The sequence below is a fragment of the Comamonas sp. GW821-FHT11H03 genome, from assembly GCF_058807955.1.
Genome location: NZ_JBXARF010000006.1, coordinates 82,200 through 101,434 on the forward strand (window position 1 = coordinate 82,200; position 19,235 = coordinate 101,434).

The 19,235-nt window shown below is 55.4% G+C and carries 19 protein-coding genes and 1 pseudogene; 13 read left to right on the top strand and 7 right to left on the bottom strand.

The annotated features are described in order from the left end of the window. Positions 1 to 362 precede the first annotated feature (362 nt). Entirely contained in the window at positions 363 to 1,343 is a 981-nt protein-coding gene (locus tag AC1RTQ_RS14695) for a helix-turn-helix domain-containing protein (RefSeq protein WP_492876790.1), read from the top strand. Positions 1,344 to 1,774: 431 nt separating this feature from the next. On the opposite strand, the gene AC1RTQ_RS14700 is transcribed toward AC1RTQ_RS14695, so the two are convergent. Next, a complete protein-coding gene (locus AC1RTQ_RS14700; RefSeq protein ID WP_492876792.1) occupies positions 1,775 to 2,257 on the bottom strand; it encodes a GreA/GreB family elongation factor in 483 nt (160 codons plus the stop codon). A gap of 284 nt (positions 2,258 to 2,541) precedes the next feature. Here AC1RTQ_RS14700 and AC1RTQ_RS14705 point away from each other — a divergent pair, with 284 nt between their 5' ends. Next, positions 2,542 to 3,516, top strand: a complete 975-nt coding sequence (locus AC1RTQ_RS14705) for a Bug family tripartite tricarboxylate transporter substrate binding protein (protein ID WP_492876794.1) — start codon at positions 2,542 to 2,544, stop codon at positions 3,514 to 3,516. A 699-nt stretch (positions 3,517 to 4,215) separates the two neighbouring features. On the opposite strand, the pseudogene AC1RTQ_RS14710 reads toward AC1RTQ_RS14705, so the two are convergent. Continuing rightward, positions 4,216 to 4,335 (bottom strand): annotated as a pseudogene (locus tag AC1RTQ_RS14710) (IS30 family transposase); the annotation flags it as partial. Between the two features lie 237 nt (positions 4,336 to 4,572). Between AC1RTQ_RS14710 and AC1RTQ_RS14715 the strand changes: the two are divergent. The 7 genes from AC1RTQ_RS14715 (at position 4,573) to AC1RTQ_RS14745 (ending at position 10,436) form a co-directional block, all read left to right on the top strand. Continuing rightward, the gene (locus AC1RTQ_RS14715; protein WP_492876796.1) at positions 4,573 to 4,815 is read left to right on the top strand and encodes a hypothetical protein; all 243 of its coding nucleotides are present in this window, start codon (positions 4,573 to 4,575) and stop codon (positions 4,813 to 4,815) included. A 476-nt stretch (positions 4,816 to 5,291) separates the two neighbouring features. Beyond that, the gene (locus tag AC1RTQ_RS14720; RefSeq protein WP_492876798.1) at positions 5,292 to 6,149 is read left to right on the top strand and encodes a helix-turn-helix transcriptional regulator; all 858 of its coding nucleotides are present in this window, start codon (positions 5,292 to 5,294) and stop codon (positions 6,147 to 6,149) included. Positions 6,150 to 6,743: 594 nt separating this feature from the next. Beyond that, positions 6,744 to 7,343: a hypothetical protein gene (locus tag AC1RTQ_RS14725; RefSeq protein WP_492876800.1), complete on the top strand. Its 600-nt coding sequence runs from the start codon at positions 6,744 to 6,746 to the stop codon at positions 7,341 to 7,343. A 54-nt stretch (positions 7,344 to 7,397) separates the two neighbouring features. Next, the gene (locus tag AC1RTQ_RS14730) at positions 7,398 to 7,805 is read left to right on the top strand and encodes a hypothetical protein (RefSeq protein WP_492876802.1); all 408 of its coding nucleotides are present in this window, start codon (positions 7,398 to 7,400) and stop codon (positions 7,803 to 7,805) included. 22 nt (positions 7,806 to 7,827) lie between these two features. Then, the gene (locus AC1RTQ_RS14735) at positions 7,828 to 9,216 is read left to right on the top strand and encodes an LssY C-terminal domain-containing protein (protein WP_492876804.1); all 1,389 of its coding nucleotides are present in this window, start codon (positions 7,828 to 7,830) and stop codon (positions 9,214 to 9,216) included. A 201-nt stretch (positions 9,217 to 9,417) separates the two neighbouring features. After that, a complete protein-coding gene (locus tag AC1RTQ_RS14740) occupies positions 9,418 to 9,945 on the top strand; it encodes a DUF3011 domain-containing protein (protein ID WP_492877116.1) in 528 nt (175 codons plus the stop codon). Continuing rightward, entirely contained in the window at positions 9,945 to 10,436 is a 492-nt protein-coding gene (locus AC1RTQ_RS14745) for a lysozyme inhibitor LprI family protein (protein WP_492876806.1), read from the top strand. Before AC1RTQ_RS14740 ends, AC1RTQ_RS14745 begins: the two co-directional genes overlap by 1 nt. Positions 10,437 to 10,691: 255 nt before the next feature. Here AC1RTQ_RS14745 and AC1RTQ_RS14750 read toward each other — a convergent pair whose 3' ends face one another. The 4 genes from AC1RTQ_RS14750 to AC1RTQ_RS14765 are packed head-to-tail and all read right to left on the bottom strand — an operon-like array spanning position 10,692 to position 13,525. After that, entirely contained in the window at positions 10,692 to 11,249 is a 558-nt protein-coding gene (locus AC1RTQ_RS14750; protein ID WP_492876808.1) for a DUF924 family protein, read from the bottom strand. Positions 11,250 to 11,262: 13 nt separating this feature from the next. Then, positions 11,263 to 12,468, bottom strand: coding sequence for a low temperature requirement protein A (locus AC1RTQ_RS14755; protein ID WP_492876810.1), 1,206 nt, complete (start codon positions 12,466 to 12,468; stop codon positions 11,263 to 11,265). Beyond that, positions 12,465 to 12,728, bottom strand: a complete 264-nt coding sequence (locus AC1RTQ_RS14760) for a hypothetical protein (protein ID WP_039049033.1) — start codon at positions 12,726 to 12,728, stop codon at positions 12,465 to 12,467. Before AC1RTQ_RS14760 ends, AC1RTQ_RS14755 begins: the two co-directional genes overlap by 4 nt. A 23-nt stretch (positions 12,729 to 12,751) precedes the next feature. Further along, positions 12,752 to 13,525: an SDR family oxidoreductase gene (locus AC1RTQ_RS14765; protein WP_492876812.1), complete on the bottom strand. Its 774-nt coding sequence runs from the start codon at positions 13,523 to 13,525 to the stop codon at positions 12,752 to 12,754. Between the two features lie 138 nt (positions 13,526 to 13,663). Here AC1RTQ_RS14765 and AC1RTQ_RS14770 point away from each other — a divergent pair, with 138 nt between their 5' ends. Then, positions 13,664 to 14,566 (top strand): LysR family transcriptional regulator, encoded by a 903-nt coding sequence (locus tag AC1RTQ_RS14770; protein ID WP_492876814.1) that lies wholly within the window; start codon positions 13,664 to 13,666, stop codon positions 14,564 to 14,566. Positions 14,567 to 14,782: 216 nt separating this feature from the next. Then, positions 14,783 to 15,127, top strand: a complete 345-nt coding sequence (locus tag AC1RTQ_RS14775; protein ID WP_492876816.1) for a hypothetical protein — start codon at positions 14,783 to 14,785, stop codon at positions 15,125 to 15,127. A gap of 706 nt (positions 15,128 to 15,833) precedes the next feature. Here AC1RTQ_RS14775 and AC1RTQ_RS14780 read toward each other — a convergent pair. Then, positions 15,834 to 17,234 (bottom strand): aminotransferase-like domain-containing protein, encoded by a 1,401-nt coding sequence (locus AC1RTQ_RS14780; protein ID WP_492876818.1) that lies wholly within the window; start codon positions 17,232 to 17,234, stop codon positions 15,834 to 15,836. A gap of 171 nt (positions 17,235 to 17,405) precedes the next feature. On the opposite strand from AC1RTQ_RS14780, the gene AC1RTQ_RS14785 reads away from it, so the two are divergent. Together AC1RTQ_RS14785 and AC1RTQ_RS14790 are read left to right on the top strand one after the other, a co-directional pair. Next, the gene (locus tag AC1RTQ_RS14785; RefSeq protein WP_492876820.1) at positions 17,406 to 18,695 is read left to right on the top strand and encodes a hydroxymethylglutaryl-CoA reductase, degradative; all 1,290 of its coding nucleotides are present in this window, start codon (positions 17,406 to 17,408) and stop codon (positions 18,693 to 18,695) included. Between the two features lie 82 nt (positions 18,696 to 18,777). Next, positions 18,778 to 19,221, top strand: a complete 444-nt coding sequence (locus AC1RTQ_RS14790) for a hypothetical protein (RefSeq protein WP_003081546.1) — start codon at positions 18,778 to 18,780, stop codon at positions 19,219 to 19,221. Positions 19,222 to 19,235 lie beyond the last annotated feature (14 nt).

Genomic DNA, 19,235 nt, shown 5'->3' on the forward strand with positions numbered 1-19,235 from the left:
CGGCAGTAATCTTCAGCCTCTAAAAAACCAGGCAGGAGTGCCTGCTTTGTACTGAAATGGCAAATCCTGCCACTCATGAATAATAGTGATCTGACTTTTTACATCAATCACCTGCTTAGCACCTGCACTACACCTCAGATCCCGCCAGGAATTATCGATGATGAATTTCAGGAAAAAAGTATATCCGTCCCGCTTATTGTTTGATCGTACATATTTCTGATGACCTTCCTGAAGATGAAACCGATGCGCTCTATTGGACAGATCATTCTTGAGCAATAGGAAATTTTCTCAACACCCTATCTCTCCACGAGATCCACGCAACAGCCTCTCTAGGAAATCAACAAGCGATCATCAGAAAAATCATGGAAAAATGCAGTAAGGAAAACAGTTATTCAGGCGTTTGGGATCCTCCGCAGCAATCGACTTCTGCCTCACACCTGCGTACGCAGTCATGGTCCGCGCTTGAATATAGACTGGAGGAAACTTCACTTCCGCTGATTGATAGCATCAAGATCCTTCATTCCAGTGAAGGACGCGGATGGGGCGATTTAGCGGCAGCGATCACTCAGGAGTCCCCGCACACCATTGAGCACCGACCTATCTCCGGCATATGGATTGCTATGGTGCTGACTCCAGCAGACATTCAGCGGAATGCACAGGGGGAAAATTTTGCAGGCTTGCTTGAACCTCAGGCGCTTGTCATCACTCCGCCCGGTGAGGCCGTTGTAGATACGATAGGCAACCATACTCGCACGTTGCATTTCTTCCTGAAAGATAGTGTGCTTAGAGAAGTCGCTGAAGACATATTCGACTTGGGAAAGGTGGAATTTCACTACAAGGCTTCGTTCGGCGCCACCGACCCCATATTGTCGCAACTGATGCGCGCGACCAAACAGATGCTTTTGGAGGGTCTATATCAGGACTGGCGCAGCGAGTACCTCGCACGCGCAATTGGCAGCCACATCCTCCAGCGACATTGTGTACTTGACGGCAAGGAGTCCCCTCATGCCGACGTACAGTTGTCAGCGTCTCAACTCAGAAAAGTGGATGAATACATGCATTCCCACTTGGACCAGCCTTTCACATTCGGAGAATTGGCCGCATATGTTGGCTTGAGCCGTACCGTACTTTTCCAGCGATTCACCCGAACCTTGCATCTAACGCCCCACCAATATCGACAGAATCTGCGGGTTGCACAGGCCAAGGCGCTCATTAAAAATGGCGAAATGACGCTCTCCGAGGTTGCCAGGGCTTGTGGGTTTTCTGACCAAACCCACATGAATCGCATCTTCCGACAGCAACTGGGGGTGACACCTGGTCAGTATCGCAGGGACATCGAATAGGGCTCCTCGACAGTAAAGAGTCCGCCATGAACCCTCCAGTTTTCAGACTCGGGCTCGGTGGTGTTCTCCAAGCCTGAGTGGAGTCATCAGCGAGAGCACATGAGAGTCTTGTGCCCCCGTAATGAAGGTTGTATTTGGCAGTGAGGAGGACATAGGATGCATGGGGGAAGGTCAACGCCGGGCAGAAGAATGCCGGGAAGGCATTGGCCCTGCGGTCGCCGAATGACCGCCACCATGCTCGATTTGGCCTCAGGCAACTGCTCTTTCGTCCATTCACTTGTGACCGCGAAATCAGGCGCGGGACGATTTAGGGCTCACATCGAATGTCTGCTCCAGGCATTCATGGCACCCGCAGCCTCCCGGCCATGAGCCAGCCTGAAGGGTTTGAAACGAATAATTTCCGATCAATCCAGTGTGAACTTGCTCGGGGCTTAATGAACCCACAGCACCTCGAACTGCTGTTGGACCGGAGCGATCTGTACCGACACCTCATCGCCTTCACACTTACCCAGCATAGCCCTGCCCAAGGGGGCTTTGCTGCTGATGACCTGGATGATTTCCGCACCGTTGAGCAACTTCATGTTCCCCCCATCCGGGCCGAGAAAGATCTGTTGTTGCTGGTCGTCTGAATCCACCAGGCAGATCAGTGCGCCGAGCTGTATACCTTGGCTGGCGTTGTAGGGCTGCGGGCGGAACTGGCGCCAATGGACCATCGCTTGGCGGATGGCTTGCGCACGACGAGTTTGACCAGCAGCCAGGTAGGCAGCTTCGAGACCCAATGTGTCGTATTTGTTTTCGGCGATATTTTCCTCGTGAGTCGCCGCTTCATGGGCAACCCTCGCTGCCTGCTCGACTTGCACAAGGTCCTCGGCGAGCCGTTTCAGCACCTGCTGCTGCAACAACAATTTATCCATAACGAAAGGTAGGCATCTCGAACAAGTTGGAGGTCTTGATTATGAAGGCCCCTCCCCCTTTCAACGGTTCTATTGACTACAAGTCAATGGGTTGCCAGCACCTGTTCCACATCTGTACCTGGCACTTGGCCAGCAGTTGCCAGACTGAGCCCCCACGGACTGCATTGAACAAATACACTGCTTGTCACCCTGCTTCGGGCGATAACGGCCCCCAAGGCCTTGCTTCAAGCAGATTCCGGATATCGACTTCAAATGCTACCCAATAGAACTACCAAGGAGACCCCGTGAACCGTCGACAGATACTTGCTTCCATCGCCGCCGTAGGCACGCTCACCACCATGGCAACCGTCCACGCGGAAGCCGCTTTTCCGCAAAAGCCCATTACTTTTGTCGTTCCCTATCTGGCTGGAGGAACAACCGATCTCGTGGCACGAGTCGTGGGCGAGCACATGGCTCGCACGCTGGGTCAACCAGTGGTGATCGAGAACAAGCCTGGCGCCGGGGGCAATATCGGCATGGATGCGGTGGCGAAGTCCAAGCCCGACGGCTACACGATCGGTTTCGGAGCCATCTCCACCAATGCGCTGAACCCGCACATCTACAAATCGATGGCGTTTGATCCCCGCAAGGACTTCACTGCAGTTTCCATGCTGGGTTATTCCACCATCGTGCTGGAAGTGGGCAAGAGCTTCCCGGCAAACAACGTGCAGGAGCTCATCGCCTATATCAAAGCGAACCCCGGCTTTCAGTACGGTACGGCCGGCGCCGGAACCAGCATGCACCTGGCTGGCGTGATGTTTGCGCAAATGACAGGCCTGGATACTGTCCATGTGCCCTATAAAGGTAGCGTGCCGGGTATTACCGACATGCTTGGCGGCCACCTGCCCGCCATGTTTGATAACCTGCCCGCTTCCCTGCCACACATTCAGGCAGGCAAGCTCAAAGCACTGGCCGTGGCAGGTAGCGAGCGCAGCCCATCGCTGCCCAATGTGCCGACAATCGCGGAGAGCGGACTCAAAGGCTACGCAGTCGATCCATGGTTCGGCGTATATGGCCCAGCCAAGCTCGATCCCGCTATCACAGCCAAACTCAATACGGCCATCAACCAGGCGCTGAGCGATCCGGCCGTCAAGGACAAGCTGGTGCAGGCCGGATTCACCCCCAAGGGGTCTGCGGCACAAGCCTTCGAAGCGCTGACACAGTCCGAATACAAACGGCTGGGTGACGTGGCACGCAAGGCCCAGATGCAGGTCAACTGACGACGCTGCCTCCAGACGCCTGGCAATAGAGAGTCGAAGCCAGGCCTCTTCGCACCTCGACACGCCCCAATGCAAAAGGCTTTTCCGCAAAGTAGCCGAAACAACCGCCGGACGAATGCGCAGACCGTCCAGGCAGGTTTGCCTTCCGCGAGGAAAGCGCGCATGAACAAGTTGTTGGCACTGGTCTGCCCCTCTTCCGAGCGCACACCCGGGGTACAGCGCAAGGCTTCAGAGAGGGTCTGAATGCCTTGCTCGTCCATTGGGTCGCGAGTGACACGAATACCGGCTGCGGGGCCTTGTGCAGGTCGGTGTCGGTGTCGGTCTGGTGCCGATCGCCGTCCGCTTGGCAGTCCCGTCCACGACGAGACTGGTGACGGCTTCACGCTCGGCTTGCGCCGTCACCCGCACCCTACCCAAGGTGGCATCGTGCCCTGTTGCAGCGCCTGATGTCACTACGGGCGTGCCACCTGTCATTGCAGGCAGAAGCGATTGCCAGAGAGGGGGCGCATCGAGCCAATCAGCCGACCCCGAGGACGAAGTTGCCGCTCAAGGCAGGCGACGCTCCAAAAACTGGTGTGGCCGGCGGAAGCCGCTCTAGCAGTGGTCCCTGATCGGCTGCGTATTCCGGTCAAACTGACCGCGTGTGCCGGTGTGGCTGACCAGGCTGCTGGTCGTGACCGACTGAGTTCGGCTGCGGATTCAACCGATGGATGCAACACATTCGTTAAACATCTCAGCCGGGGTTCTGTACCCCAAGGTCTTCCTGGGCCGCTCGTTTAATTTTCTTGCTATCGCATCCAACTCATCTTGCGAGTAGCCACACTTCGGTACTTGAAGTGGGGTAATGTACATTTGGGATTATTGAGGATTGCTCGAAGCTAATACTTGTTTGAGTTGAATGCAATCTGAAGAAATTTACAAAAATATGATCATTTTTATAAAAACACCATTTTTTTAGTAAAGATTGGCATTTTTTTTTGGATTTTTCGTGTTGCTCGTATATAAATGCTGAATTCTGAAAATTAATAATGCATACCTCTAAGATTAGTATCTTGCATGAAGAAAATAGGCAAGAAAAAAACCAGAAGAATGATCATCCCATTGTGGGTAAAAATTTTATTTATTATATTTTTAATAATTTTGAATTCTGTTTTGCTTCATGATTACATATCAATAGCAAAAATTAAAATTATAGGAAATAAATTAATAAGAAATTATCTTGTAATGCATGAAATTAAAAAACTTAACGCAATGATTAATTTTGATGAGAAAGTAAAATTTTACAAGGATGAAAAGTGATATATATTTATCCTTTGATTTAATTAAAGTTTTTTATAAATCGCTTTTAAACTAGACTACTACCAATAGTAGAAATCGCGGCCTACCGTCATCGCAAGAAGGAGTTGATTTCAATAAATTTCTATCAGGACGGTAGCAATACTGCACCTCGTGTTGAGGTGCAGTACGCGCCATTAACTTCGAAATACTGCGCCATACGTTGACTACTTCCCTTCGCCTTCACCCGGACGCTTGAGGTCTGTGGCACCGAACGGCCAGGGCAGTCCATTGAGTTGGGTTGGTCGCGGCCGGCAAATTCAAATGGCATTGCCTGTGGCAGAACGCTTTGAGGTCAGTAGCAGCGACAAGGTTGCCAGCGATTGCATGAGTCCCGCACTCTGCCGGAAGGTCTATTCAAACATTTAATTTTGTAACAAAAAGAACGCAATTCCTACATGTGCAGGCAATGCTACATTGCACGGCAGGAGTGTTTAAAGATGCTATCGTGGATTCCTAAGCATTGGGGTGGTAAATATGAAGTACCTGAAGTGGGCGTTGCGCATACATTTGCCGAACCTGACTCCATACAGTGCACCACCAATGCCCATTACTTCATGGCATTTCTATCGACACTACCCAAGCGGACAAGGTCGTTAAACTCCGATCAGTTGCTGACGGGGTCGTCCCCAGCTGGCTCCTTTGAAATTTTTCCGCAGACTTCGGATTTATTTTCTTCTTGGCCGACCGCCAAAGAAACTCTGCTTGTTGGCTTTCTGCCACAACAGTTCGCTCGCTTGGCGCAGCTTGAGCATGAGGGAAGCTCGTTCGAACTGCATCAGCCCGGCATTGGCGTAGTTGACAAAAAAGCGCTGTTTCTTTGTCAGCAAATCAAGCATGAGATGCTCAACGAGAGCGTTGGGCGAGGCGAGAGCCTAGAAGCATTGATGACGCTGCTGGGCATTCATATTTTGCGAACGTATACCAACTTGGGCTGTAAACCGGTCAAAGTTCGGGGGGGCGGTCTTTCGGCCAGGTCATGGAGCCGAGTGTACGAATATATCCACGAGAATACAGGCAATAAATTGACGCTAGAGATGCTGGCGGAAACTGCCTTTCTGTCACCCAGTCATTTTTTGCGAGCATTCAAGGAAACCACTGGACAAACGCCTCACCAATATATTTTGAAAGCAAGGCTTGGAATGGCTAGAGGTTTGATGTACAAGACCGAACTTTCATTCGAGGATATAGCCAAGATCTCAGGCTTTGCCAGCAACTCGCACATGAGTATTTCGATCAAAAAAATGTGGGGCATGACTCCAACGAAATTGCGATCGCTGCTGAAAAATCAGCCCTGATCCTAAGGCGCTTGCATCGCTCTAGCCATATGAACGCTAGTGATAGATGCAGCACCTTGAACCAGATGATCATCGTGGCAATAAATACCAAGCCGAAGATGCCTAGCGAAAAATGCAGTCTGGGTAAACCCGAGATCGCCGGTTGCTAAAACACAACTGGTCTCCTATAGACACAGATGTCACAAGATCGTGCCTTGTCAGCAAAGCCACTCTGTTTTATCTCACTTTTACGATAGCGGTATGGCCTCATGTGTAGAAGCGTCAGTGATATCCATTTGCAGAAAATCACCATTTTCTTATTCTTATTAAAACCAGTAGCGACACATAAAGGGCTGCTTTTTTCTCATAAAGTCGGGGGCTGACGCAGCTTGCCTCCACAACTCCGTGGCTGCGCCGTTTGATCCCGAGGGAGCATTCGCGCTTTTGTGATGATGCATTGCATTAGATAAGAGGAATTTCAGTGGGGAATATCTCCCTCAGATGCGTTCAGGAAAGGACCGTTTCTCATGCTACTTCTGCACGCTTTCTACACGAACCTACCGTGGGCACAATGAAGTCTTTGTCTTGCTTGGCTAGGTGCTGTGCTGACTGCGTATGAGCATGCAAGAACAAGCGCTTTTGGCGCACGATGTCTACCCCCACATCCGTACCGTCATGGGGATGGTGATTGGGCTGGGTGTCACACGCCTGTTATCGGGGGTAGCACGCATCGTTCAACACCCCGGACAGCAAGTGTTATATCCGGTGCATCTGGCTTGGGTGGTGTCAGTGCTGCTGTCGCTAGTGCATTTCTGGTGGTGGGAATTCGCGCTCTTCCGAATAGAGATCTGGACTTTTGGCACTTATCTTTTCGTCATCGGTTATGCCATTTTGCTGTTTATGCAATGCGCGCTTCTTTTCCCAGACAGTCTGGGCGAATACGCCGACTACAAGGAGTTTTTCCTAGCGCGCCGGGCTTGGTTCTTTGGCTTACTGACCACCACCAGCCTGTTTGACGTGGTGGATACCCTCATCAAGGGCAAAGCGCATTTCGAGCGCTTTTCCGGTGAATACATGCTGCGCACTCCCCTCATGTTGCTGCTGTGCTTTACAGCGGCAAGAACATCATCACAGACCTTTCATGTGATGTTCGTGGCTATGGCGCTGATATATCAATTGTTCTGGATTTTCCGTCTGACAGACACCTTGATGTAAATCTTCCTCTTCCATTCACCAAAGCCACCGTAGCCTGTCCTAGGAGTTTCACTCATGCTCATCTCTCGATCCGTGATTATTTGTGCCGCAGCCGCCTCGCTGCTCGGATGTGCGACGGTCCGGCAACAGGACCTCGCTGCTTGGCAAGGCGTGTCTGTCCAAGCGCTAGATACGCACCCGGTATTCGTCTCCATGCCGATGTATAAGAGCATGGCCGAGAACGGCATGGAGATTCGAAACTACGTTAACAGCGAAAGCACTGAGCAGTGCTTTACCAGCGGCGGCTTGCAGCGAGGCAGCAACCGGCATGTGCGCTACAACGAGTTCATCTCGTGCTCGGAGAATCGAATCGTCTGTAACAACCTTTTCTACGTGCAGGGTGGCAGGGTGGTCCGCTACGCGCCTACTGGCAACTGCTATACCGACGATAGCGTGCGTCCGCAGCCTGTCATTGGCAGGTGAATGCGAGCCCATTTTCACTGCCATGTCCTTGTTGCATGCCATCGCTGATCCCATTGCGCGGCGCTTTTATGGTGCATTTGGTGTGTTGCGTGGATGTAGTGTTGCGCTAGTCGCATCGTTGTTAACGGCCTGTGCTGGGCTGGATAGTGGCCAAGGCAATGCTGTAGTCCCGCCTTTCCTGAGCGCAAGTCAAGCGGAGGCGCAATATCTCGATCGCGCCAATCGCCAGGCGATGACAGATGACCACGTTACCGTTCGCGTTGCCGCCTTGCGTGATGCAGAGAGCCATGCGGCTTTTGGTTTGCCCCTGGCTACGCATGGCGTGCAGCCTGTCTGGGTGCAGATCGAAAACCGCAGCATGCTTCCATACTGGTTCATGCCAGCTTTTATGGACCGCGATTTCTACTCAGCCCGGGAAGCTGCCTATCTCTTCCACTTTGGTTCTGAAAATGCAGCGGCTGCCCAGATCGAACGCTTGCTGACCGAACGCCAAGTCAAGGTACACATAGCACCCGGGCAAACAGTGAGTGGTTTTATTTACACCAATCTTACGCGCGGCATCAAGCTGCTCAATGTGGAACTTCTGGGCGCGCGTCAGTTGCTGCGCTTCGACTTCGCCAGAGAGCAGGGAGGGGGTAGTTTTGACTACCAGGCGGCCAATCCAGAGAGGTTCTATCCGCCCGAGCGCCTAATCCAGGTCGGCCTGAAAGCTCTGGGTAATGAACTACAAAAACTCGTTTGCTGCACTACCAACGCTAAAGGGAGTGCACAGGGAGACCCCCTCAATCTGGTGATGGTCGGATCTGAACATGACGTATTAGTGTCGCTGGTACGGGCAGGCTGGGATTTCACTGAAACCATCAACGCTTCTAGCGTAGGCCGCATGGTTAGCGTGTTTGCTTTCGGCGGCAACTACCGCAACTCACCAGTCAGTGCGTTGTATTTCGATGGGCGTCCGCAGGACTTTGCCATGCAGCGAGCACGTGCCAACATCTCGCAGCGCAACCATCTACGTCTGTGGTTGACGCCGCTTCAGGTAGAAGGAAGGCCAGTATGGGTAGGTCAGATTAGCCGTGACATTGGCGTGAAAGTCACCACCCGCTCACCCACACTGACGACCCATGTAATCGACCCTGACGTGGATGAATCACGTGATTACCTGCTCCAGGACATGCTGATGACCAGCAATGTCGCACGCTGGGGCTACGCCGCCGGCGTGGATGAGGCCCGCCAAGATGAACCGCGCTCGAATCTGGGGGGCGACCCGTATTTCACGGACGGTCGAAGGCTGGTGCTCTTTGTTGCACAGCATCCGCGAGCCATGCAGGATGCCGAATTCTTCCAATGGCACCCCGAGGACTGCAACCCCATCAAGCCGCTCGCCGCGCGTCGCCATTGCGCGAATGACTGAGGCTGGGCAGCCCTGACTATCAGAATCCGATGGTTTGCAAATTATTCGCATTCGTTGGTGTCACACGAGCGGGCGTTGTTTATGAAGGCAGACAATTCCAACGCTATATGCCGCCATGCACGGGATTGCATCTTGCACGTTGCTCTCAACGTTCTGTCGGCTCACAAAGAGACTGTCCACACTAAGAGAAGGGAAGATGCAATGAGAGCATTTTGGATTACGGCGGCTTGTGCAGTCGGTGCCTATGGAGTTGTTCCTGCGGCTTCTGCTCAAAGCGTCGTGGAATGTCGCTCGGTCAACTACCAATACAACGAATGCTATGCGAGTTCTCTGTATCGTCCGCAACTCATCCACCAAATTTCCAGCAGCTCCTGCATCTTGAATCGCTCCTGGGGCTTTAACCCCAGAACACGCTATATCTGGGTGGGTGAGGGGTGCGCAGGTACTTTCGCAGATGCTACTGGCTACCATCATGGCCGTAGTGATACCTATGACGATGGTGCCCGTCACTACGACAGTCGGGGGCAAGACGCTGGCCTCCTGGTCGGTGGCGCCGTGCTAGGGGTGATTCTGGGCGCTGCGCTCAGCGACGGCAGTGAATCTCACCACCAGTCGAAGTCGCGCCCTTCCAGCTCCTACAACGGTTGTCATGGCATCGGCTGCATGGTGGACAACCCTGATGATGATGGCCCGCCCGAGCCATCCTTTGGACAACCGGAGTTCAACTAATGCTGCACCGTCTTTGCCTAAAGTCTCTGCTGACCTTGGCCGCAGCAGCCTTGCCCTGGGTTGCTCAAGCTTCAGATGATCCTTGCTTTGAGAAGGCCCAGACTCAAGCGCAGTTAAACGAGTGCGCCTTCAATGCCTGGAAGCGCACCGACATGGAGCTTAATCATCTCTATCAGCAAATGGGCGACCGTCTGCGTGGTGATGACCAGGCACGTCGGATGTTGGTAGATGCGCAGCGTAAGTGGCTAAGCTTTCGCGACTCTGAATGTGCTTTCCAGACCTTGCGTACTGTTGATGCTAGCGTGCAACCTCTGCGCCAGAACAGCTGCCTCGCAGATCTCACTCGTAACCGTGTGACAGATTTTCAGAATTTGCTTGCGTGTACTAGGGGTGGTGGAGAGCAGGCTACTAGCGAATGCTCGATTCCTCTGTCTGCCTTACCTGCGGCACCAGCAGCAGCCAAATCTGGAGCGCATTTCGGCAGTCGTTGATGCGTACGCCTGTGACAAGGGTGAATGCGGTACACCTCGCAAACGACAGTATCCGTAGCATTACAGCCTTCAGTAGAGCTTGCCGAGCAGCTGTCGTGGATCGGCATCCGCCTGTCGAAAGCGCTCTTCGCTCCGGTGCGCTACTTCGCTTGCCACAGGGGAGGGCCTGCCTGCCATCTCCACCCCGTGATACTTGGCGCCCATCGGAAACCTCTGATCCGGCTTTGCCGGATCGGCCTGGCGGCCCACTGCTTCTTATCCCCGGAAGCCGCCGCACTTGAGGAAGGCTACTTCTTCTGGCGTCATAGTGCGACCGAGAATCGGATTGCGGTGCGGGAAGCGACCAAAGTGTCGGATGATGTCGCGATGGCCTTCCGCATGTTCTAGCCAAGGTTGGCCTAACTTCGCATTGAGCAGGACGGAAATGTCCTGATCTGACAGCTTTTCGGAATGCGCGAAGGGTAGGCAGAAGAACAAGCGTAGCGCTGGCTCAACACGATCCAGATGACCTGCTTCAAGCGCCTGCCGCGCATAGTGCCTGGCAAGCGGATCGGTTGCGTACATGCGCGACGTCCCGCGATAGGCGTTGCGCGGAAACTGGTCGGTCAGGATTACCAGCGCCAGCGCGCCATTCGGCATTTCGATCCAGTCATCATGCCGTCGCGCCACGACACCATCGTGTAATGGCAGGAAAGCATCACGAAAGCGCCTGTCGAAGCGCGGGCTCTTGGAAAACCAGTGGCCTTGTGACGAACGCCAGAAGTTCACGATATTCTCGATGTCCGACTGGCTCGCGCCTCGTTGTCTGGGCATCGCCATCAGTTCCTCAGTGACTGGCAATGCCGGGCAGCGAGCGGAGTTGTTTAATCCGCCCTTCCCAGATGCCGATGACCAACATGATGGCGCTGGTCAGCCATCCTGCCGTCAGTAGATCGGCCTGAAGCGATACTGGAATAAGCGCGGCAAGTGCGACGACGCCCGCAGTATGAGAGATCGGAACTCGGCCATAGACGATTCTTTTGTACACGGCACTACCGATCAAATAGATCGCCGGGCCGGCCGAAAGGATTAACGCATGAGCCAGTTGTACATGGTCATGCGGATGCGCCATGACCAGATCGTTTCCGACCGCCGTCGCGATAAGGCCCGCCAGAAGGATCGCATGGACGTAGTGGAAATAGGCACCGATGCGGCCGGGGTCGTTGGAGTGCGTGATGGTTGCGGTGGCATCCTTGCTTGACGTTCCGAAATAAAGCCACCACATGGCGAGCGTGCCCGCAAAGGTCGCCAGCATGGCCGACAGAATCGGTGCGTCCCAATGCTTCGTTTCGGCAAGCATCGCTCCGGTCGCCAGTAGCGTCTCGCCCAGGGCGACGATGACGAAAAGCTGGCAGCGTTCCGCCAGATGGCCGCCCTCGATCGTCCAGTCGTGGGTGCTGGAGCGCCCCAGGGTTGGCAGTGCGAAGCCGAACATCGGCGAAAGGTACTCGCAGGCAACCGCGACCGTCCACAGCGCTGCACGTTCCCACTGTTCGGCGAATGCGCCGCCAATCCAAAAGCAGGCGGAGATCGTCAGCCAGCCCAACATGCGCCGGTAATTGGCCGACAGCGGATGATTCGTACCTAACTCGAAGACGATGTAGGCAGTTCGTCCGACCTGTATCGCCACATAGCTGAGCGCGAAGACGAGGCCGCGCTCCTCGAAGGCTCCGTCGATAGACGAGGCCATGACCAGCGCCGAAAGCATCGTGGTGAACAGAATGCCGCGAATGCGTGGTTTCTCAGGATCGAACCAGTTCGTAACCCAACAGGTGTATTGCCAGCCAAGCCAGACGGCGAACCAGAGAATCAGCGTCTGGATCACGCCCGCCGACGTTAGATCATGCAGCAGCCCATGGCTGAGTTGCGTTACCGCGAAGACATAGACGAGATCAAAGAACAACTCCTCATAGGTAACACGCGCATGGTGCCCGTCACGCCGACGCAGGAGCGGATGATGGTCGCCGTTGTGTGCTGCAGCCCCCGTTGTCATGACAGCCGCCAAATGGCAACGGCGGCAAGCGCTGCCGGAACCGCAAAGACCAAGAGCAGGATCGGCAATTCATCCTGCACCGAATAACCGGCATGGTTCACGCCCACCCACATGTTGACGAGCGAGATGGCGAGCCAGATGGGAATGAAGCACTTCACGCCCAAAGCGATCCCGGCCACATCGCCGCCCCAGAGCCTCCCGAACAGGGCGAAAACGCCAAACAAGACAACGCCCCCTATGATCGTCAACAGCATGTGCATGTGAACCCCTTACGCCTTCGCCTTTATTTCGTGGTGTATCCGCCGTTAACCAGAATGGTCTGGCCAGTCATCCACCAGCCATCCGAAACCAGCAACCGCACCCACGGCACGATGTCCTCGATAGCGGTGAGGCCTGTCTTCGAGAATTTGGACAGCGCCGCCGCACTCTTGTGATAAGCGACAGCGTCCGCCCCCTCCGCCGGGTAGAAGAATGGCGTGTCCATCGGGCCGGGGCCGATTGCATTGACCGAGATGCCTCGCTCGCCGAACTCCTTGGAGGCTGCACGGGTGAAGTGCTCGACCGGAGCCTTCATGCCCTCATAGCTTGCGTAAAAGGGCGTATAGGCACCGAGCAGCGAGGTGACGAGTGTCAGCACCTTGCCGTTGTCGTTGACGTGACGGCCAGACTCCTTAAGGAAGAAAAAGGCGGTCTTAGAGTTGACGGCCGCCATCTCGTCGTATTCTGCCTCGCTGGTCTCGATCATCGGCTTCTTCAGCACCTTGCCGACGGTGTTGATGGCGATATCCGGCCGCCCGATCACCGTGACCATATCAGTGAACAGTTTTTCCATCGCGCTCGCCGAGGTCAGGTCGGCCTGGAAGGCGACAGCCTGTGCGCCGGCGGCCTGCACGGCGGCGACAGTCGCTTCGGCTTCAGCTCTGGTGGCGGCACTGTTGTAGTGAATACCCACGGCCTTTGCCCCCTGAGCTGCGAGATCGCGAGCGATCAGCCCACCTAGATTCTTTGCTCCGCCTGCGATAATGACAACTTTGCCTTTGATGCTGTGGTCGGCCATATAACGATCTCCTTTGTCAACTTGCAGCCACGCCCGTGGCTACTTCGATTAGCAAGGATATCGTCTAGTATTTCAAGATAAAGACTATCATTCTGACATCACTTGTCAGAAAATTAATCTAATTGAAGCAGCCGCGTTTTGGATCGCATTGACCTGTTCCGCATCTTCGCTCGCGTCGTCGAGTGTGCGAATTTCACCCGTGCCGCCGACACACTGGGCGTCCCACGTTCTTCTGTTTCCGCAGCCGTTCGGGAGCTGGAGGAGCGCGTCGGCGCCCGTCTATTGCATCGCACCACGCGCAAAGTCTCGCCTACCCAAGACGGCGAAGCCTTCTACGAACGGTGCCAACGCCTCATCTCCGATGTTGAGGAAGCTGAAAACCTGTTCCGGCAGAACGAGGCCAAGCCCTCCGGTAAGCTGAGGGTCGATGCACCAGGGCGCATTGGCCGTCTCATCATCGCACCGGCGCTGCCCGGATTCCTCGACCTCTACCCCCGGATCGACATTGACCTGGGCATCACCGACCGTGCGGTCAATCTGATCGAGGAAAGTGTTGACTGCGTCCTACGCGTCGGGCCTTTGAGCGATTCCGGGCTAATCGCCCGAGCCATTGGAACCCTGCCGCTCATCAACGTTGCCAGTCCAGCGTATCTGGAGCGGCATGGCACGCCGCAGACGCCGAGGGATCTCGCCCCCCATTGGGCAGTGAACTACGCCTCGCCCTCAACCGGGCGGGTGGGGCCATGGGAGTGGATCGAGGGCGATGACATGCGAACCCTGATGATGCGTGGGCGAGTCACGGTCAACAATGCAGAAGCTTATATCGCCTGCTGCCTTTCGGGGCTCGGGCTTATCCAGATCCCCGCCTATGACGTCCGCACTCATCTGGAGGCCGGCGAGCTGGTTGAAGTGCTGACAGACTACCGGGCCGAGCCGCTGCCGATGACCCTGCTTTATCCGCATCGGCAGCACCTTTCGCGCCGTGTTCAAGTATTCGCGGACTGGCTGGAAGACCTATTGGAGAGGACGATCGAGCGGTGAGCGAGCTTAGGGCCGGCAACACTGCGAGTTGGTTTTCAGCTTCGCATCAGCACGGAGGTGCTGCATTCGAGCGCTCCGGCGATTCCTGTGTGGTGCTTTGCTTCGTCTGCTGCGCATGCTCCGCGGCGCCGAAGGCGTGAGCCAACTCAGCGTTATGGGTGCTGGCCGATCGGCCGCGCTGAATCGGTCGTTTTTGCATAGACAGAGGCGTCAAGTATGAGTTGCACTTGCGAAATCGATCATGAACAGGGCGCACAGGCGGCCGAAAGACCACGCAATCAGCCTGCTATTGAGCTCAAGGATTGGTGCACCCTCATCGAGGCAGATACAAATTTGCGGAGTAGAACTTCACCTTATGCAGTGGTCAATCCCGCTACAGGAGCCACTATCGAGATGGCAATCGGGGAAGCAGATTCGGAAATCAGCGTAGATGGTAAATGGAAACCCTTTCTTTGTTTCAGACGAGGGAAGCTCACCATGAATTACATCGAAGGCTTTGATGACCCGAGCAACTCTCAACGTCAGAAATCGCAGCAATCGCAAGTTCACTCAGTGCTTTGATAGTCACCGACGAAGATGATCATCCGTTGAATTGGCGATGGACCGCGAGGGGGCGACGAATGCCTATTCGTGAGCCGATATAGCGGACTTCCAGAATCTCCGAAGACAGCTTGTTAGCGATGGGCTGTTGCTGACCTGAATACAGTCACTGGAGATGTGACTGTCTTAGCGCTCAGAATGACTGCTATGAGGTGCTGACCGGTAGTTCGCCCAGAGGCCATATGCAGCTGCAATCGCTGCACAGAAGACGTTGCCGGCGACAGGTTGATTGACCGCAACGGGTCGCAAGCTCCTGTTCGCGCGACGTGACAGCAGACATCCAGCGACCTATCTGCCTGCACTTGATGGTCGCTGTCCGCTACACACCTGAAACCCGTCATTGGGCAGTCCCACGCGTCGATGCTCGGATGGCCGGTATGGAACGGTGACCGTTAGGAAGCGTTGCGACTACGAGCAGCGACAACCGCTGCACAACAGACACCTGTTGACGAAGCACGAACGACAGCAACAGGTCGTTTGCTACCGATGGTTAGCACAAGCAGGCCGGTCCTCGCGTATCGGAATGATGGTCAATTAAGGCCAGCGACCGCAATCGGCTGCCATAAGCCCGTAGCGTTGATCAATCCAGGGAAGGCGGCTCTCAACCAAGGCCACTTCTCCTCTTTTGACTCCAAGCAATGAGTTGCGCAAAGCTATGCAAAAGCGATTAGCGCACCTCCTGCATTGCTCGATAGGCCACCTCAAAGCGAGGGTCCAGCATGGCACCTACATTGCAGCGCGACCAAGGCGATGTCTGGCTCGGATCGAGGTTGAAAACATGGCCCGGAGCCATGGTGACTTTGTGGGCGAGCAAACGCTCGGCTAGACGCACGGCATCGGGATTGCCGGGGAACGTGGCCCATAGGTATAGCGACTGAGGGTTACGCGCAAACACCTCGCACTCGTGCATCTCCAACCAATCCAGCGCCTGCTCCGTTGCCTTGCCCAAACGTTGGCGCAATCGCACGAGATGCCGCTCGTAATGGCCTTCGCGCAGCATCACATCAACCATGCGCTCGCAGTATTCGGACCCGCTCACATGGATCAGTGACCGCAAATCTGCCAGGTCGCTGGCTAAAGCATCACTGCAGGCGATGAATCCCACGCGAAGGGCTGCAGAAAACGACTTGGAAAAACTGCCTATATAAATCGTGCGCTCCAGCTGGTCCAGCGTGGACAAACGCACTGACGAGGTCGGTTTGAAATCGGCCAATGGGTCGTTCTCTACCAGCAAGAGGTTATGCCGTTCTGCAAGCTGCAAGACGCGGTAGGCCTTGGCAGCGCTGATGTCCGAGCCAGTGGGGTTGTGCGCCAGAGACTGGGTAAAGAACAAGCGCGGGCGCTCGATCAATAGCAACTGCTCCAAAGCCTGGACATCGGGGCCATCGGCTTGCCTGGGGACGCCCAACACGCGCGCCCCTGCCAGCTTGAGCTTGCCAAACAGCAAATAGTAGCCAGGATCGTCTACCAGTACCGTCGCACCAGGCGGAACGAAGTAGCGAATCACCAGATCCATGGCTTCATTCGCACCTTGGGTCAGGACCAGTTGCTGAGGCGTAACTCCCAGGCCGAACACGCCCAGCTTGCGCACCAGGCTGTCGCGCAGCGGCGCATAGCCAAAGCGGCTGCCATAGCGAAACAAGGACCCTAGTCCGGTTCGCACCACTTTCTGGTGATAGCGATCCATGCGCATATCGGCCAGCCACTCTATGGGCGGAAATCCATCGCCAACCGCCACAGCATCCGGCTGGGTCTTGAGTTGCTCGCGCATCAACCAGACCACATCCATCGCACGATTGAGCTGCCCTGCGTCTTCATCCTGAACCGCATGGCGGACCTGCGGTTGAACATAAAAGCCAGCGCCGCGCCGGGACTCCACCAAGCCGCGTGAGACGAGAAGATCAAAGGCGGCCACTACGGTGTTTTTGGCGTAACTGTGCAAATGCGCCAGCTCACGCAAGGACGGCAGCTTGTCCCCTGCACGATACACGCCATCGGTTATTTGCTGCCCTATCAAATCAGCTAAACGCTCTGCAATAGGGGCCTGACGCTTGCTACCACCCGCCATTCAAGTCTCCTGGATCGTGAGCCGCCAGTATGTATGCAGATGGGTCCAATGTTGCATTGCGGCAGTACTGTTCTTGCAAACTGTACCTGTATTAAAAGGTACAGTTTGAATAAATTCTCGGCCAACCGTCCCCTTGTATTGATATCCAGATTTGGATCTGTAGGAGTTTTCATGGCCGTCGATTCGCGTCTTCCAAATTTCCGAGCTCTCACCCCCGCACAGCGCTGGGAGCATGTCGCCACCGCATGCAATCTCAGCACCGAGGAACGCAATCTACTGACCCAAGCGGGCGCCCTGCCCGCCACCTTGGCTGACGGCATGATCGAAAATGTGGTGGGTACGTTCGAACTCCCCATGGGCGTCGCAGGCAACTTCCGCATCAACGGCCGCGATGTGCTGATTCCGCTCGCAGTGGAAGAACCCTCCATCATTGCAGCTGCATCGTATATGGCCAAGCTGGCCCGTGAAGACGGAGGCTTTGAAACATCGAGCACCTTGCCGCTGATGCGTGCACAGGTGCAAATCGTCGGCATCAGCGACCCCTATGGCGCAAGACTGGCGTTGTTCAAGGCCCGCGATGAGATCCTCGCGCAAGCCAATAGTCGAGACAAGGTGCTGATCAGCCTGGGCGGTGGCTGCAAGGACATCGAAGTCCATGTCTTCCCCGATTCTCCACGCGGCCCTATGGTCGTGATGCACTTGATCGTGGACGTGCGCGATGCCATGGGTGCCAACACCGTGAACACCATGGCCGAATCAGTCTCGCCACTGGTGGAGAAAATTACCGGTGGTTCGGTGCGCCTGCGCATTCTCTCGAACCTGGCAGATCTGCGCCTGGCCCGTGCTCGTGTACGCCTGACACCACAAACCTTGGCCACCAAAGAGCGCAGCGGCGAAGCAATTATTGAAGGCGTGCTCGACGCCTACACTTTCGCAGCCATTGACCCCTACCGCGCCGCTACCCACAACAAGGGCATCATGAACGGCATCGACCCCGTCATCGTCGCTACAGGCAACGATTGGCGTGCGGTGGAAGCCGGTGCCCATGCCTATGCCAGCCGCAACGGCCAATACACCTCGCTGACGCACTGGGAAAAAGACAATGCCGGCGCTTTGGTGGGAACCATCGAGCTGCCCATGCCCGTGGGCTTGGTGGGTGGTGCCACCAAGACCCATCCGCTGGCGCGCCTGGCGCTCAAGATCATGGAGGTGAAGTCTGCCCAGGAACTGGGCGAGATTGCCGCCGCCGTGGGTCTGGCCCAGAACCTGGGTGCTTTGCGCGCGCTGGCCACCGAAGGCATTCAGCGCGGCCATATGGCACTTCACGCTCGCAATATTGCGCTGGTCGCAGGCGCCATGGGTGAAGAAGTAGAGATCGTCGCCAAGCGCCTGGCTGCCGAGCATGACGTGCGCACCGATCGCGCACTGGAAGTGCTGCAAGAAATTCGCGCCCAGCGCTAAGCATCCTCAGCCTCGCCAGGCACATCCATGCGAGGCTTTTTTTACCCGAAACGGGAACAACAACAAGCAAGGAGACAAGGCTATGAGTTCCGACAAGCAAGCCTCGCACTGGCAACTCGCTGAGGTCTGGGGTGATACCGTCGACCTCAAGCACCTGAGCTGGTCCATCCTGATTGGCATCGGCATCAGCGTGCTCGGATTTTTTGCAGCCAGCCGTTGGCTAAGCTCGGTGGTCGAGTCCAAACAGCTGGCTCATGCCTACGCCATGCTCGCAGGCCTGGCCGGCTGTGTGCTGGCTGGCGTTATTTGCGCCCGCATCTTCCCCCCCAAACGTGTGGTGACCGAAGAAGACATCTCCAGCAACCCTGAATGGCGCGCCGAGGTGCTGCGTGAGCTGGAGCAGCAGCCCGGTGGTCTTGGTTCGGTGTCTGACCTGCCCCCAGTCGTGGTGCAGGAGCTCAAGGAACTCAAGCTCTACGAGCTTTTCGTCACGCCCCAGGCCTCCCAAAGCCGTGATGGCCAATAACCCAAGGAGTACAC

What these genes read in the sequence shown, in the direction of transcription:
- AC1RTQ_RS14745 (WP_492876806.1), top strand. Translation starts at nt 9,945, where the DNA reads ATGCTGCACCGTCTTTGCCTAAAGTCTCTGCTGACCTTGGCCGCAGCA.
- AC1RTQ_RS14720 (WP_492876798.1), top strand. Translation starts at nt 5,292, where the DNA reads ATGCTATCGTGGATTCCTAAGCATTGGGGTGGTAAATATGAAGTACCT.
- AC1RTQ_RS14735 (WP_492876804.1), top strand. Translation starts at nt 7,828, where the DNA reads ATGTCCTTGTTGCATGCCATCGCTGATCCCATTGCGCGGCGCTTTTAT.
- AC1RTQ_RS14750 (WP_492876808.1), bottom strand. Translation starts at nt 11,249, where the DNA reads ATGCCCAGACAACGAGGCGCGAGCCAGTCGGACATCGAGAATATCGTG.
- AC1RTQ_RS14700 (WP_492876792.1), bottom strand. Translation starts at nt 2,257, where the DNA reads ATGGATAAATTGTTGTTGCAGCAGCAGGTGCTGAAACGGCTCGCCGAG.
- AC1RTQ_RS14780 (WP_492876818.1), bottom strand. Translation starts at nt 17,234, where the DNA reads ATGGCGGGTGGTAGCAAGCGTCAGGCCCCTATTGCAGAGCGTTTAGCT.
- AC1RTQ_RS14785 (WP_492876820.1), top strand. Translation starts at nt 17,406, where the DNA reads ATGGCCGTCGATTCGCGTCTTCCAAATTTCCGAGCTCTCACCCCCGCA.
- AC1RTQ_RS14715 (WP_492876796.1), top strand. Translation starts at nt 4,573, where the DNA reads ATGAAGAAAATAGGCAAGAAAAAAACCAGAAGAATGATCATCCCATTG.
- AC1RTQ_RS14775 (WP_492876816.1), top strand. Translation starts at nt 14,783, where the DNA reads ATGAGTTGCACTTGCGAAATCGATCATGAACAGGGCGCACAGGCGGCC.
- AC1RTQ_RS14695 (WP_492876790.1), top strand. Translation starts at nt 363, where the DNA reads ATGGAAAAATGCAGTAAGGAAAACAGTTATTCAGGCGTTTGGGATCCT.
- AC1RTQ_RS14790 (WP_003081546.1), top strand. Translation starts at nt 18,778, where the DNA reads ATGAGTTCCGACAAGCAAGCCTCGCACTGGCAACTCGCTGAGGTCTGG.
- AC1RTQ_RS14760 (WP_039049033.1), bottom strand. Translation starts at nt 12,728, where the DNA reads ATGCACATGCTGTTGACGATCATAGGGGGCGTTGTCTTGTTTGGCGTT.
- AC1RTQ_RS14730 (WP_492876802.1), top strand. Translation starts at nt 7,398, where the DNA reads ATGCTCATCTCTCGATCCGTGATTATTTGTGCCGCAGCCGCCTCGCTG.
- AC1RTQ_RS14740 (WP_492877116.1), top strand. Translation starts at nt 9,418, where the DNA reads ATGAGAGCATTTTGGATTACGGCGGCTTGTGCAGTCGGTGCCTATGGA.
- AC1RTQ_RS14765 (WP_492876812.1), bottom strand. Translation starts at nt 13,525, where the DNA reads ATGGCCGACCACAGCATCAAAGGCAAAGTTGTCATTATCGCAGGCGGA.
- AC1RTQ_RS14725 (WP_492876800.1), top strand. Translation starts at nt 6,744, where the DNA reads ATGAGCATGCAAGAACAAGCGCTTTTGGCGCACGATGTCTACCCCCAC.
- AC1RTQ_RS14755 (WP_492876810.1), bottom strand. Translation starts at nt 12,468, where the DNA reads ATGACAACGGGGGCTGCAGCACACAACGGCGACCATCATCCGCTCCTG.